The sequence below is a fragment of the uncultured Eubacterium sp. genome (assembly GCF_945980375.1).
Classification (GTDB): Bacteria; Bacillota; Clostridia; order Oscillospirales; family Acutalibacteraceae; genus Eubacterium_R.
On the sequence record NZ_CAMFQO010000009.1, the window covers coordinates 17,668 to 32,687 of the forward strand.

A 15,020-nucleotide genomic window follows, 5' to 3' on the forward strand; every position below is an offset into this window, starting at 1 on the left:
CAATTTGTGTCCAATTGATAATTATCGGTAAAATTATTGTGAACATTGTTTCTTTTTTAACATAGCTGTGGTATAATTGGAATATACATTAAAAAGACTTTGTTACGGAGTGAATGTTTTGTTGCTTGACAATACTGATGAATTGGCATTTGAGGTAGAATTCCTCAGTTGCGTTGTTGATAAAAAGAAGGATTTTGTTGTTGTGGATGCCGACAGCCATTTTTGTGATTTTGTCGGTATGCATTACTCAAAAATTAAGCAGGGCAAGCTGTCACTGCTTGATTTGATGCAGCCTCGTGACAGGCAGGATGTAATGGAAAAAATCTGCAAGAAGGATTCTCCTTACGTTTATTTTAATATTTACCTGATGGATAATTCCTCTAAGTATAATTTTGTTCATGCTACTGCAAGGAATAATGAGGATAATTCGTTGTGCGAAATTACCTTTGCCGACGTCGGAAAATCGGAAAAAAAGAGCAAGGCCTTGCAGAAAAAAGCCAAAACAATGAACCATCTTATCGACCTTGTTACAGGCGGTGTCTGTCTTTTCAAGGTTAACTCGGATATGAGGATTAATGTGCTTTATGCCAACGAGGCGTGCTGCAGATTTTTCGGCACAACAAAGGATATGGTAACGCTTGACAGCTACCGCATTGACGACCTTGTGCACCCTGACGATAAGAGCAGGGCATTTACGGCAATCGGCTCTGCCATGGCGGCAAAGAAGCCTATTGATATGGAGCTTCGTATTTCGACGCATAACGGCGAATATATGTGGGTTAAGCTTAATTCGGATATTCAGCGCTATGAAAAGAAGGATAACTGTCCTGTCTTTCACGCAATGTTTACCGACATTTCGGCGGTAAAGGCGGCTGAAAGAGAGGCAGAGCATCAAAAGCAGGTGCTGCTGAAGGTGCTTAAAAATGTGCCCGGTCCAATGTTCTCTACCTCGTATGACGACCCGTTCAGGCTGACCGTTGCAAGCTCCGATTTTCTCAAGCTTTTGGGCTATACAAGGACAGAGCTTTTTGAGGATTTCGGCGGCGATTTGACACGGCTTATTGTTCCGCGGGAGGTTGAGGTTGCCCGTCACGCAATTGAGCAGGATATGCAAAACGAGAAGAAGGTTTTGCGCGCAACCTACTCAATTAAAACCAAATCCGGCAAGCAGCTGATTGTTTTGGACAGGCGAAAGATTGTTGAGCTTGACGAGGGTGAAAAATCGCTTATCGGTATGATCAGCGACATAACCTCAAAAAATTTGGATATGTATTTTGAAAGCTAAGGCTTCCCCCTTTTATTAACTTAAAGGGGGATATTTTTTGTCCTTTAATTATACAATTTGTAATATTGCTCCGCCGATATGCACAAACCGTACAAAAAAATTTTGTAATTTTTGCCGACTTGGTAAATATTGACGGAAAAATATAATAGGTTTATAATAAGTGTTGAACTGTATTTATTTATTTTTAATAGTATATAAGTATATACGGAGTAATTATTGTTCCTAACGGGAGGAAAAATTATGAAAAGGACATTTGTGAAAAAGGCTTTAAGCATTATGCTTGCCACAGTATTAGCGTTTACAACTGCATTGCCTGCATTTTCTGCATTTGCGGGTGACGGTGTATCCGGCTACTATGATTTGCAAATCTTTTACAGCGACACAGACACTATCGTGCCTACCTACGAGGAGGACGGCGAAACACCGTTCGTCGTTTATATGATAGAGGGCGACGAGCTTCAGCTCAAGTACAAGCTGATAGATTCCGTCTTTCCCGATAGTGGCTACATAAAGTGGTATTCGGAGGCTCCTGCCCTTGCCGATGTTGACCAAACAGGTAAGGTTAAGGCGTTTGACTCATCAAAGGGTGCCGTTATCCACCTTTGGATTGACAATGAGGTAAAGACTATTCCGATTATCGGTAAGCCTGTTGCTTCCCTCATTGAAAAGGCATTCTTTAACGAGTATGTTGACCTTGACTCTATGGACACCGACGAGATTGTTTCTCTGCTTGAGAAAACACTCGGCTCAAATTCAATCATCGCCGAGAAGATTGAATCATACCAGGGCGATTTGATTGACTCGCTCAGGACATATCTTGACAAGGTTAACTCAAACATCCACTGCGTTCTTTACAACAAGGAGGGCGAGGTTGTTGCCGACGACGTAATTAAGGTTGTTGTTAAGAAAAACGAGGAGTGGTATGCTGCGTTCCTGCCAAACGGCACACACATTACCAACAAATCACAGATACCTGATACCGTTGCAAAGGGAAGTCAGGTTCAGCTTTATGCAATTACAACTCCGCAAAGACTCAATTTTGGTACAGTTTACTCCGTAAAATCATCATCAATATTTACACAGGGCAAGGTTGTTGCCACAGTAGACGACAGCGGTTTGGTTAAGTTCAAGAACGTGGGCACTACAACAATTATGGCATCACCTGACTCAGAGGATGTTATCGAGGGCCTGCTAAAGTTCATCAACTATTTCCATGCCCTTGAAAACACAGGTACCATTGATTCAACCAAGGCTGCCGATATTCTTATAAAGTATATCGGAATTGATATAAACCGTACCGTGCTTGCCGGAATTTTGGATGCCTGCTTTGCCATTTCCGACATTGTGGGCGACACGGCAGACCCCGTTCAGCTTACGGCAACAGCGGTAGAGATTATTGCAAACCTCACCCTTCAGTTTGTGTACAACGACACTATTGATTTTGAGGTTGTTCCGTCAAAGCCCCTTGAAAGCTTCGAGATTGAGGGTGTTAATACCGTTAAGGAAGGTCGTCAGATTCAGCTTGTGCCAACCAAAATTGTTCCCGAGGTTGGTGACACTACGGATATTATTTGGGAATCATCCGATCCAAGCATTGCCTGTGTTGAAAAGGATACAGGTATCGTAACCGGTCTTGATGCGGGTGGCTCACTCGGTGAACTGTCATCGCAAACCTGTACAATCACCGCTATTTCAACCACAAACGACGTTAGAAGAACCTTTACCATTACCGTTACCGGTAAAACGGGTAAGTATCTTTCAAAGGTTGACATTAAGGGTGACGACATTGTAGGAATAGAGGACACCGAAAATTACACCTACACGGTTTATCCTGCCCGTGTTTCGGACAGCGAAAACCTTTACATAAAGTGGGGTATGGTAGGACCGGAGGACGATTCCGGCAACCCAACATACATTTGGGCAGACAGCGAAAATCCTGCTGTTGACCCCGACGGTGTGGGTCAAATTGACAGCAACGGACATTTTACTCCGCTAAACGGCGGTAAATGTACCATCGCCCTTGAGGCAAAAACGGGATATTTGCTTTCGGACGGAAGCTTTTATCAAATCAGTGCGTACACCGCAACCAAGCAGGTTGAAACCGGTATACCTGTTGAAAAAATCGAAATTGACGTTGCAGGTACAATCGGCGGCTCGCTCGGCCGCAAGGAAACCGTAACAATCAACGGCAAGGATTACTATTACTGCACAAACAAAATCGGCGTCGGCAATGCATATAACGGCAAGGGTGTAACCGTTAATGCAAATGTTTATCCCGAAAATGCAACCGATCAAAATCTTACTTGGGTTGTAAATAACAGTAACTTTAACCAAACTCTTTCAGCCGATACTCACACTATTGATGTAACCCTCAAGCCTGCAAATGAGTATACACAGAAATTTGATATTTATGCTGTGTCTGCCGACGGCGAGATTGCTTCAAATGTTGTTACCGTCTGCATAACAAGAAATTATGCAAGTGCCAACACAATTAACGAAGAGGCAATTGAGCTTATTAACGGCAAATCAACCGAGGCTCATCACACACTGACATTTGAGGGTACTTGGGACAGCAGCGCTTATGCCTGCTACGATGCAAACTGGTATTCCTCCGATGAGGAAATATTTACCGTAAGGAATATGGGCAATGACAATTCCGATGCCGTTATCGAAGCACACGATGTCGGCGTGGCAACACTTTATTGCGTATCTGCCGACGGAGGAATTGTTGATACAATTGATGTAACGGTTAAGCCAGACAAGCAGCAGCTTGCAGAAATTGTTGACCTTTGCGACAAGACCGTTGTTCTTCGCACAAAGTTTAACCAAAATTATTACAAAGACTATATGAAGAAGCTTGACCTTGCGTACATTGTTTTGTACGAGGAGGATATGGCGTCTCAAACAGTTGTTGACACAACGGCAGCAAATCTTCTTGCCGCATTTACAAAGGTTGGCGGATTTGTCGGTATTTCTTCATTGGAAATCAAAGCAACCGGCGGAACACCGCTTGCAAAGAAATACGTTACAGTCGGCGTTGGCTCAACAAAGAATTACAAGAATTACAGCTACGATTTTGATTACAAGGTTAACCCTGTTGGTGCAATGTTCTCAAGAGCGGAGTGGAGCTCATCAAATGACTCGATAAGGGTTGATGAAAACGGTGTTTGCACTCCTACATCAAACGATCCTTGCTCGGCAGACATCACCTGCACTGTTGTTGACTACAACGGCAACAGGGTGTCGGATGTTGTTCATGTTGCGTTTGCGCGTACAAAGGCAGAGGGCGTAGAGCTTGATACCTACGAAATAAACGAGGCAAAGATAGGTGAAACACATCAACTCACTCCAACGGTTTTGCCAAAGAACATTCTCGGCAACTCAACTGCTTCGGTAGGCGCTGTAACCTATCGTTCAACAAATACAAACGTTGCAACGGTTGACGAAAACGGATTAATCACCTTTGTATACGGCGGTACCGCAAAAATTATCGTTACCACCGCAGACGGCGGATATACCGCAGAGTGCGTTGTAACCGTAACAACAAACTATGACAGGCTTGAGCTTTTGTGCAAGCAGTATGACGACCTTAATTTGAAGGAGGTCAGCTATTATCCTGAAACATGGCAGCCTTACATTGAGGCAAAAACCGAGGCAGAGCAAATGATTGCCCAAAAGGGTTATACTCAGGAGGAGGTTGACGCACAGTACGACAAGCTTCACAATGCATATCTCAACCTTAAAAAGTTTGTAAACATTCAAAAGGTAGAGCTTTACCTTGATGGTGAGCAAACCTCTGAATTCTATCAGTACGACCTTCGTTTGCTCAGGGAGGGCTTAAGCTACAAGAATGCAAAGCTTGACCTTGAGGTTCGTTTGTATCCAAACAACGCAACCTACCAAAAGGCAGAATGGTTCTCATCAACCGATATGATTTCCGTATCGTCCGACGGTGTATGCTCACCGACATCAAACAAGCCCTGCTACGGTCAAATCGAATGTGTTGTAACAGATTCATTCGGCGAGGAGTTCAGAGATACTGTTTGGGTATCATTCTCATACAACCCTGTAACAGGTGTTCAGCTTTCAAAGGACAGCATTGTCGGTGCTATCGGTACAACGGAAAAGCTTACTGCAACAATTCTTCCTACCGGTACATCACTCGGTCATATCGCTGCAGCAGATATTAAGGACTACTTCTGGGAGTCGGATGACGAAAAGGTAGCAACAGTAGACCAGGACGGCACCGTACACTTTGTCGGCGCAGGCTCAACTATTGTTCGTTGCGTATCATACGACGGCGGTGTCAGCGGCGAATGTCAGGTATCCTCCGAGGGTGACAGAACAGCACTTAAAGCAACTATCGAAAAGTATAAGGATACCGATTTTACCGAATACGAATATATTTACGGCTCTGCATTTAAGGATGCATACGACGCGGCACTTTTGGTGCTTGATGACAGAACAAAAACTCAAAAGGAAATTGACGACGCAACAGGCTTGCTTGAGCTTGCAGGTCAAAATCTTGAAGGTCATCCGTACATTCACGTTGAAACCATCAATATTAATTACGAAGCCTTTAAGCGAAGCCTTACCAACTCTTCAACAAGCATAGCGCAAGGCCCTGTCGGTGCAAACAATGCAGTCAGCATTAATCTTTCAAACGGCTATTCAAATTATAACGATTATAACGATATTGTTCTTAAGCCAACCGCTTATCCGTCAAATGCCATGTACAAGACTGTTACATGGGAGATTATCGAAAATCAAAATATGAACACGGCAGGCGAGGCGTCCCACGGCTTCAAGCTAACTCCTGCAAAGCGCAGCGAGGGAACATGGGCAAGAGTAAAGGTTGTTTACACAGACCACTACGGCAAGACAGCAAGCCGTGAGGTATGGGTAACAATGTCAGACGTTGTATGTACAGGCATTACCGTAACTCCTGAGTCGTACACGCTGCTTGGCTCGGATGATCCTTATCAGCTTAGCGTATCCACAACCGGCTCGGGTGACGGATACAACAGCAAGGTATTCTATACCTCTGATAACGAGGAGGTTGCAACTGTATCATCAACCGGTGTTGTAACTCCTGTTGATGCAGGCACATGTACAATCACTGCAAAAACCCTTGACGGTGGCTACACCAAGACGGTAAGCATTACCGTTGTTACCGATTTCAGCAAGCTTGCCGCAAAGGTAACAGAGTACGAGGAGCTTATAAATAACGTTAAGGACAGCGACCAGTATACCGAGGAATCCCTGCGTAACCTAAGCGAGCAGGTAGAAAACGGCAAGGCAATCGTAAATGCAGGCAAGGCAAATCAGCGAGAAGTAAATGCCGCATTAAGAGCACTTGAGGCTGCATATGCACAGCTTGTCGGCTACATTCCGGCAACAGGCGTTAAGGTGTCGCTTAACGATACTCAAACATCAATAAGCGAGGTTAACCCGGGCTACATCAGATTACAGAACACCTCACTTAACGGGGCTGTTGTTCAGCTCAAGTCAACCACAAGTCCCGAGGACGGTATGTATGAATCTATCGAATGGTCATCAACCAACGAAAACATTACCGTTGATTCGGATGGCAAGGTAACAAACACAACCGCACTTCCGGGCTACGCAGTTATTACCGCAACAATCACAACTGCATACGGCGATAAGTATTACGACAGCGTGGTTGTTTCATTCGTAAGATACGGCGTAACAGGTGTAACATTTGGTTCAACCCTTGTTTACGGCGCACCTAACAAGCAAAAGCAAATTCCGGTTACCTTGACCTGTGATTCAAATCTTGAGCAAATCAGCCCATCCGTAACAGATTGTATGTACAAATCAATGGATGAAAGCATTGCAACAGTCAATGCCGATGGCTATGTTAAGTTCGTTTCACAGGGTGTAACAACAATTAGAGTAACTTCTCTTGACGGCGGCTATGTTGGCAACATATCCGTACAAACAACCTGGGATACCTCCGCACTTGAGGAGGCAATCGCTCAAGCATCCGCTCTTAATTATCAGGATTACGAAAAGGAATACGGCATTATGCTTCTTGATGATTTGGAGTCGGCAAGAACAGTTTACAACAATCCAAACGCTTCACAGGCAGAAATTGATGCTGCTTGCACAAAGCTTACGGAAACACTATCTGTTCTTGAGGAGCATAGGTTTGTTCTTCCTGTTGTAACAATGAAGGTTGGAGACGAAACCGTAGTTAACGGTGCAACCTTTGAGGCTGTTAACAATTCGGTTAGAATAGATGTTGATGTTGCCGGCAATATGTTCAAGACCTTTGAGCTTGCAACAGACAATTTGGTAAATTGTACATCTCAAATCAACGACAGAATTATTACAATTTCAAAGACAGAGCTTGGCGCAAATGCAACTCTTACCGTATCTGCAAGAGTAGTTGATGATTACGACAGAGAAACAACATATACCTATAATATTACTATCGTTGACGAGCTTGTTTACATCAGTTCAATTTACATTACCCTTGACGGTGAGCAGGTAACATCTGTTGCAAAGACCGGCTGCGGTATGTTCTACAAAGACTTCAAGTCGTTCCAGCTTGCATATGCAACCGACGAAATCGGCGTGGCAGACCCTGTAAGTGTTCAGTGGACATCAACAAATTCAGATCTCATTACAGTTGACAGTAACGGTACGGTAGACCTTACAACTCTTGGTAGGGGCAAGGCAGTTAATACAACGAACATTAGCTGTACCGTAACAAATGCCGATGGCTCAACCGTAACGGCAAAGATTCCTGTAACAATCCAAAGATAAAATAAGAGGTATATATAATTATGAAAAAAATAAATATAAAAAGAATTATAGCCTCCGGCTTATCATTGCTGACAATGGCCACCTGCCTCTCTGCAGGCAGCGTGGCATATGCCGAAGATTTGGTTGCTATTAACGAAACTAATTTTGCCGACAAGAATTTTCGTACCATTCTTTCCCAGGTGTACGACAAGGATTCAAACGGCTATCTCAGCACAGCCGAAATTGAAAGTGTTACGGTTATGTCGCTTTCAGGTTATCTTGGGGAATACTGCGGCGAGGGTGCAACCATCGAAAGCATGAGTGGTATTGAAAAATTCACTAACCTTGAAAAGCTTTACTGTGCGTCTGTCGGATTGCAAACACTTGATGTCAGCAGCAACACTGCACTTACACAGCTTACCTGTATGGGTAACGCAATGCAGTCGCTCACCCTTGGCTCACTGCCTAATCTTACAAGGCTTAACTGCTCTGATAATGAGCTTACAAGCCTTGATGTTACAGGCTGTACGGAGCTTCAGGTTTTGCAGGCAAATGTAAATAAGCTTACAAGCATTGATGTTTCAAAAAACACCAAGCTCACACTTCTTTATGTTTACCAAAACGAGCTGACATCTCTCAACACCGCATATAATTTATCGCTTAACGATTTGCGTTGCTCAAGCAATCATATTGCAGAGCTTGACCTTAGCACAAATACTTCTCTTGCCAATATTTCAACCGAGTTTATCGGCAACCAGTGGATTGACCTCAATGCAAGCGTTATCAGCAATCAAATCCGTATTTACAAAACCTTCCGTGATTTTACAAAGATTGTTTCCACCACTCTTGATAAGATTGTGGAAACCGAGGAGGGCGAGGAAAATGTCGTTGCCTATACCGGTGGCTACTTTGTTGCAGACGAGCTTAGTGCAATTTCGGGCAAGCTGATAACCTCTAACCAAGAGGTTAAGGACGGATTTGTTTATAAGTACAATGTAAACAATTCAAATTGCGACTTGATGACCGTTAATGCTGTTGTTGCAAGAAGTATGTATCAGGTTAATTTCTATCTTGATGAAAGCAAAACAACAAGGATTGATTATAAGCTTGTAGAATCGGGCAAGAGTGCCGCTTACCCAACCGTACCGGCTGCACCAACCTGCAAGCGCTTTGTTTCCTGGTCGGCTGATTGCTCGGCTGTAAACTCCGATATGGAGGTTTACATCATCTGGGCAGATGATCACGATATGATTAAAAATCTTGACAGCGTAACCGGCGAGATTGATGTTGAGTGTACAAAGTGCAACACAAGAACTTTGCATTTCAATTTTATGGATACATATAATTTGAAGCAGGGCGACGAAGGCTTTAACGCAGAGGCAGACCTCAACGGTGACGGCGTGGTAAACGCAAAGGATTACGCAATTATCCTTAAATATTAAACATATTTCTGTTTCCCCTTGCTTGCCTCCCCTTGTTGTAAGGGGTGCGGGTCTCCGGTGGAGACCTCTGCACGAAAGTGCAGAAGCACCGACCGAGCCGGGAGGCGAGACGCTGTTGTGCGAAGCACTCGGAGGGGATAAAAAACCAATACACACAAAACAAAAAAGATTGAACATCGCGTTCAATCTTTTTTTGTTTATCCTATTATTTATGCTTTATCTTGAGCCTGTGCCTGAGCCTCTGCCTTTTTTGCCGCTCTGCGAGCCGCGCTCTTTTTGCGGGATTTGTAGCTCATTAGTTTGTCGAGGTGCTCCTGCGGTGTGCAGTACGAGCCGACGGTAACGGATTGTCTGCCGTAAATTCCGTGGAAATCAGAGCCTCCTGTTTGCAAAAGCTTTTTCTTTTTGCAAAGTGCCGCAAGCTGCTCTGTCAGCTCATCGCTGTTTTCGGGCGACCAAACCTCAACACCGTCAAGTCCAAGCTCAACGTATTCTTCAATTTCCTCCTGATTGCCGAATTTACCCGGATGAGCAAGAATTGCTATACCTCCTGCACCGTGAATTTCGTCAATAACCTCTTTAACAGTTGGATATTTTGTAGGAGCAAGAACATTTTGTTCACTGCCTGTATCAAAAAGTCGGTAGTATAAATCACCAAAAATTTTGTCCGTATATCCTGCGTCCATAAGCGAATGCATAATGTGTTGCTTGTAAAGGTTTGTAGAGCCGCTTGCATGGTTGATGATAAACTCGCTTGTAATAGGAAATCTTGCCGCAACCTTAAGCATCATAATCTGTCCTGCGCGCTTGCGTGCAACAGATATTTTTTTGCAAATTCGCTCAAGTCTGTCAGGAGCGTCTGCAAGATAAGAAATGATATGAACCTTTTTGCCTGCAATTTCATCAAATGCACTAATCTCTACACCGGGCACAATGTTGATGCCGTATCTTTTGCCGATTACCTGACCTCTGACAACGCCTGCCAAGCAGTCGTGGTCGGTAATCGCCAAGGTGTCAATGCCGCTTTTCTGTGCTATAACGATAAGGTCTTCAATGCCTACCGAGCCATCGCTCAGCTTTGTGTGGCAATGTAAATCCGCCGCCATTTTACTATCCCCTTTCAATTTTTTTTGGAAAAAGTTTGCTATTAACCTATTTATACTATAACATAAAAATTCTCGGTTTTCAACAAAAAATCAGTAAAAATTTGTTATTATTAACTAAACTTTATCAGTTTTCTTGCAAGGGTGCTGACAGGCAGACCTACAACGTTAAAATAGTCGCCTGTTATGCTCTCAACAAGCAACGAGCCATAGCCCTGAATACCGTAAGCGCCTGCCTTGTCCATAGGCTCACCCGTTGCAATGTAACGCTCAATTTCGTCATCTGTCAGGTCGAAAAATTTAACCCTTGTTTCAACCGCGAAGGATGTCGATTTTTCTGCATTTGCAATGGTAACGCCGGTAAAAACGCTGTGCTCCCTGCCTGAAAGAAAGCGAAGCATCTGCCTTGCCTCCTCGGTGGTTTTCGGCTTGCCGAGGATTTTGCCGTCAAGTGCAACAACCGTGTCTGCACCTATAACAATATCATCACCGTTTGCAAACGGCTGTGCCTTGATGTTGGACAGATAAAGCACGGCGTCACTTGGTGATATTCCGTCGGGCAGAGCTTCGTCAACATCGCTCACCCTTATTTCAAATTCTGTTGTAATGTATTTCAAAAGCTCCTGTCGTCTGGGGCTTTGTGATGCAAGAATTATCATTTTATTCAACTCCCCTGTATGTCAGTCCTCTTGTGTATTTGCCCTCATAAGCACTGCCGGTTTTGAACATATCAATTATTTTTTCAACCTGTGCCTTGCTTTCGTCGGTAAAATACAGGTGAATAAAATCGGTGTGTATCTCATCCTGCCTGTCACCCATATAAATAGGCACGGGGTTAAGGATTTCTACACAAGGGTATTTGTTACATTTTACGGCAAATTCAAATCCCTTTCTGTCCGTTAGCCTTCCTGTACATTCGGCACAGCCAAGATGATTTTTAATCGGGCAGTTGCGCGTAAGCATTAACGGTAAATATCCGTATCCGACGACTCCCGTGTCGTCGGCTTTTATTTTGTTTGCCTGCTCAAGAGTCGCCTCAAATGATATAATAGGCGAGTTAAAAAGCACTGCGCTTTCACTGTTAAATATGTTCAATCCAAAGTCGCCGTATACACCAAATCCCAATTTTTCTGCGAGGGCATATGCTCCAAGGTTAGAGCAAAGAGCTTTTTTTACACCGATTTTCCTTAGATGCTCCAGCCTTTTTGTCAGCTCCTGCTCCATACCAAAAAGCCCTCTCGGTATTTCGACTCCTGCACGGTTGTCCACAAAATCCTCGTCACTGCTCCAAACAGGAATAAATATTCGCTTAAACGGGTGCCTGTCGGGTATAGCCTCGGGGTGCAAAAATCTTGCCGTTAGATACGGAGTACAGTCCTTTTGAACAATCCTTTTAGCCCTGTACGGCATTTGCACAAAAGGCTCAATATCTGTTTGATTTAACTTTTCGGCAACCTCTCTGCGCATTGCGTTTATTACACTTGCAGGCAAAATCAATCCGTCGTCAAGGTCAATTTTTATACTGTTTAGGTAAAACTGCGTGTTGCCGAATTTTGCAAGCCTTGCCCTGACCGAGTCCTCCGTCATAGCCTTGTTGATGGCTTTTTCGGGCACTTCACCTGTTGCGGTTGCGGTTTTGCCCAAGGCTCTTGCCGTCAGCACTGCCCTACACCCTGCCTTGCATACAAATTCAAGGTCAATCGGCACCAACGGATTTTCGTTGTCGTACAGATGTGACAGCTCCTTCAAAACATCCTTTGCCGCCACAACATCCTCTTTTTGACGGGTGCCAAACATATTTTCTCTTTTGCCGGTAAGGTAGCCGTCGGTAAATCCCGTTCGGCTGAACACAGACCTTAGAGTGCTTTCGTCGGCAGAGGAATATTCACCGCTGATTGCCTTTTTGCAGGAGGTGACCGCCGCCGCAACATATTCGGGGCGCTTCATTCTGCCTTCAATCTTTAGGCTGACAATGCCGTTGTCTGCAATCTCGTCAATGTGCCTGATAAGGCTTAAATCCTTTAGTGACAAATCACAGCTTCCACTTGCATCCGCGCTGAAGCCAAGACGGCACGGCTGCTTGCACAGTCCTCGGTTTCCGCTTTTTGAGCCGAGCATTGCCGACATATAGCATTGTCCGCTTACGCACATACAAAGCGCTCCGTGCACAAAAAGCTCAAGCTCCATATCGGTAGCATTGCGGATTTCCTTTATTTCTTCAAGGCTCATCTCTCGCGGAATAACTGCACGCACAAAGCCCATTTTTTCAAGCGCCTTAAAGCCCTCGGGAGAGTTGACACTGCATTGTGTTGACGCGTGCAATTTTGCAGTAGGAAAGTGAGTGCGTATGATTTTTGCAAGACCCAAATCCTGCACAATAAATGCGTCAACCCCAAGCGACAATGATGCCTGAACTGTTTTGTACGCAAGCTCAAGCTCGCTGTCCGCCACAAGAATGTTGAGCGCAAGGTACACCTTAACCCCTCTTGCGTGGCAGTACTGCACAGCCTGCTTTAATTCTTCAAATGTAAAGTTTGATGCACCTCTGCGGGCATTGATTCCCTTTGTGCCGAGATAAACTGCGTTTGCCCCGCATCTAACGGCGGCAACAAGGCTTTCCATACTGCCGGCAGGTGCCAAAATTTCTATGCTTTTCATACGTTACCTAAAAAAATAATGGGCACAAATTGCCTGTGCCCATTGAAATATTATTTGCCTGCAATTTGATTTCTTAAAGAGGAAAGCTCTCTGTTGAGCCTTTCAATTTCCCGTCTTGCAACGTCTACCTCAAGCTTTGCTCTTGCAGCGTCCTCAATGTAGTCCTTAATCTGTACGCGAAGATTAACCGCCTCGCTGTTTGCCTTTTTGCAGGCATCTGCTTGGTCAAGGGCAACAAGCACGGCACATTGTGTTTGCGAAAGATTTGGCGACTCGTTGGAGATATCGTGCATTTCCTTGTTAATGAGCTCACCGAGCTGTTCTACATATTCCGGGTCATCCTCAGTTAAGATAGTGTATGAGTTGCCGTAAATTTTAAGCGATACTCTGTTTTTTTCCATATCAGTTTTACAGTCCTTTCGGCTACATAATTGCCAAGCTCCCTAACACCGTTATCGTAGCCTGACAAGGCGTGTGGCAGGAGCTTTGATGTCAATACCGACTATATAGTACAGTATAACAACTTAATTTATTATTGTCAATTAATTGTCTTGTATAATTGTGTAAAATTATTTGTGATGTCGTAGAACAGCGACGGTTTTAAGTTAAAATTGGAAAAATAATACCGTCAAAAAGTTGACTATTCAAAAAAATGATGATAATATATAAAATTAGTGATGATTAATTTGACAACAAACTATGAGAGGTAAAATTATGGACAATATGAAAAACACAACCTTCATAAGAAAATTGCCTGTACCAAAGGAGATTAAGGCACAGTATCCTTTGTCCGAGCAGGCTGTCGCAAAGAAGGAAGCAAGAGATAAGGAAATAGAGGCGGTATTTAAGGGCGAAAGCAATAAGCTTGTTCTTGTAATCGGTCCCTGCTCTGCGGACAAGCCGGAGCCGGTGCTTGATTACATTCACAGACTTGCAGATGTTCAAAAAGAGGTGGACGACAAAATTCTCATTATTCCGAGAATTTATACAGGCAAGCCTCGTACAACAGGCGCAGGCTACAAGGGTATGCTCCATCAGCCAAACCCAGAAAAGAAGCCTGATATGCTTGAGGGCATTATCGAGGTAAGAAATTTGCACAAGGACGCTATTGAGCAAACCGGTCTTACCTGTGCGGACGAAATGCTTTATCCCGAAAATCACAGATATTTGTCTGACCTGCTGTCCTATGTTGCGGTAGGTGCAAGAAGCGTAGAAAATCAGGAGCACAGACTTGTGTCATCTGCTCTTAATATCCCTGTCGGCATGAAAAATCCTACATCGGGCGACATCTCCGTAATGCTTAATGCAATCAAGGCCGCACAGTCGGGACATATGTTCCTGTACAGAGGCTGGGAGGTTGAGTCAAAGGGTAACGATATGGCTCACGTTATTCTTCGTGGCAGCGTGGACAAGCACGGCATTAATCACGTTAACTATCATTATGAGGATTTGATGAACCTTTGCTCACAGTATTGCGAGGGCGGATTCAAAAATCCTTCCGTTATCATTGATACAAATCACTCTAATTCGGGCAAAAAATATCTTGAGCAAATTCGTATTGCCAACGAGGTTCTTCATTCTATGCGTCACAGCGACGACATCAAGAAGATGGTTAAAGGCTTTATGATTGAATCATACATAGAGGATGGCTGTCAGAGCGTTGAAGAGGGCGTTTACGGCAAGTCAATCACAGACCCTTGTCTCGGCTGGGAAAAGACAAAGAGCCTTATTTACACTATTGCAGAACAGCTTTAATGACAA

Annotated in this window: 8 protein-coding genes; 4 read left to right on the forward strand and 4 right to left on the reverse strand. The window is 44.0% G+C overall.

Annotated elements, in window-relative coordinates:
* Positions 1-76 precede the first annotated feature (76 nt).
* The 3 genes from Q0P34_RS04075 to Q0P34_RS04085 all read left to right on the forward strand — a co-directional run bounded on the left by Q0P34_RS04075 (position 77) and on the right by Q0P34_RS04085 (position 9,498).
* Positions 77-1,285 carry a PAS domain-containing protein gene (locus tag Q0P34_RS04075; RefSeq protein ID WP_294953262.1) on the forward strand — a complete coding sequence of 403 codons (1,209 nt, stop codon included), beginning with the start codon at positions 77-79 and terminating at the stop codon, positions 1,283-1,285.
* 240 nt (positions 1,286-1,525) lie between these two features.
* Positions 1,526-8,077 (forward strand): Ig-like domain-containing protein, encoded by a 6,552-nt coding sequence (locus Q0P34_RS04080; RefSeq protein ID WP_294953265.1) that lies wholly within the window; start codon positions 1,526-1,528, stop codon positions 8,075-8,077.
* Between the two features lie 20 nt (positions 8,078-8,097).
* Positions 8,098-9,498: a hypothetical protein gene (locus Q0P34_RS04085; RefSeq protein WP_294953268.1), complete on the forward strand. Its 1,401-nt coding sequence runs from the start codon at positions 8,098-8,100 to the stop codon at positions 9,496-9,498.
* Positions 9,499-9,707: 209 nt separating this feature from the next.
* Here Q0P34_RS04085 and Q0P34_RS04090 read toward each other — a convergent pair whose 3' ends face one another.
* The 4 genes from Q0P34_RS04090 to Q0P34_RS04105 all read right to left on the reverse strand — a co-directional run bounded on the left by Q0P34_RS04090 (position 9,708) and on the right by Q0P34_RS04105 (position 13,660).
* Positions 9,708-10,604, reverse strand: a complete 897-nt coding sequence (locus Q0P34_RS04090; protein WP_294953271.1) for a PHP domain-containing protein — start codon at positions 10,602-10,604, stop codon at positions 9,708-9,710.
* A gap of 110 nt (positions 10,605-10,714) precedes the next feature.
* A complete protein-coding gene (locus Q0P34_RS04095; RefSeq protein WP_294953274.1) occupies positions 10,715-11,260 on the reverse strand; it encodes a Maf family protein in 546 nt (181 codons plus the stop codon).
* A gap of 1 nt (position 11,261) precedes the next feature.
* Positions 11,262-13,259: a U32 family peptidase gene (locus Q0P34_RS04100; protein ID WP_294953276.1), complete on the reverse strand. Its 1,998-nt coding sequence runs from the start codon at positions 13,257-13,259 to the stop codon at positions 11,262-11,264.
* A 50-nt stretch (positions 13,260-13,309) separates the two neighbouring features.
* Positions 13,310-13,660, reverse strand: a complete 351-nt coding sequence (locus Q0P34_RS04105; RefSeq protein ID WP_178668133.1) for a cell division protein ZapA — start codon at positions 13,658-13,660, stop codon at positions 13,310-13,312.
* 313 nt (positions 13,661-13,973) lie between these two features.
* Here Q0P34_RS04105 and Q0P34_RS04110 point away from each other — a divergent pair, with 313 nt between their 5' ends.
* Positions 13,974-15,014: a 3-deoxy-7-phosphoheptulonate synthase gene (locus Q0P34_RS04110; protein ID WP_294953280.1), complete on the forward strand. Its 1,041-nt coding sequence runs from the start codon at positions 13,974-13,976 to the stop codon at positions 15,012-15,014.
* Positions 15,015-15,020: the final 6 nt, after the last annotated feature.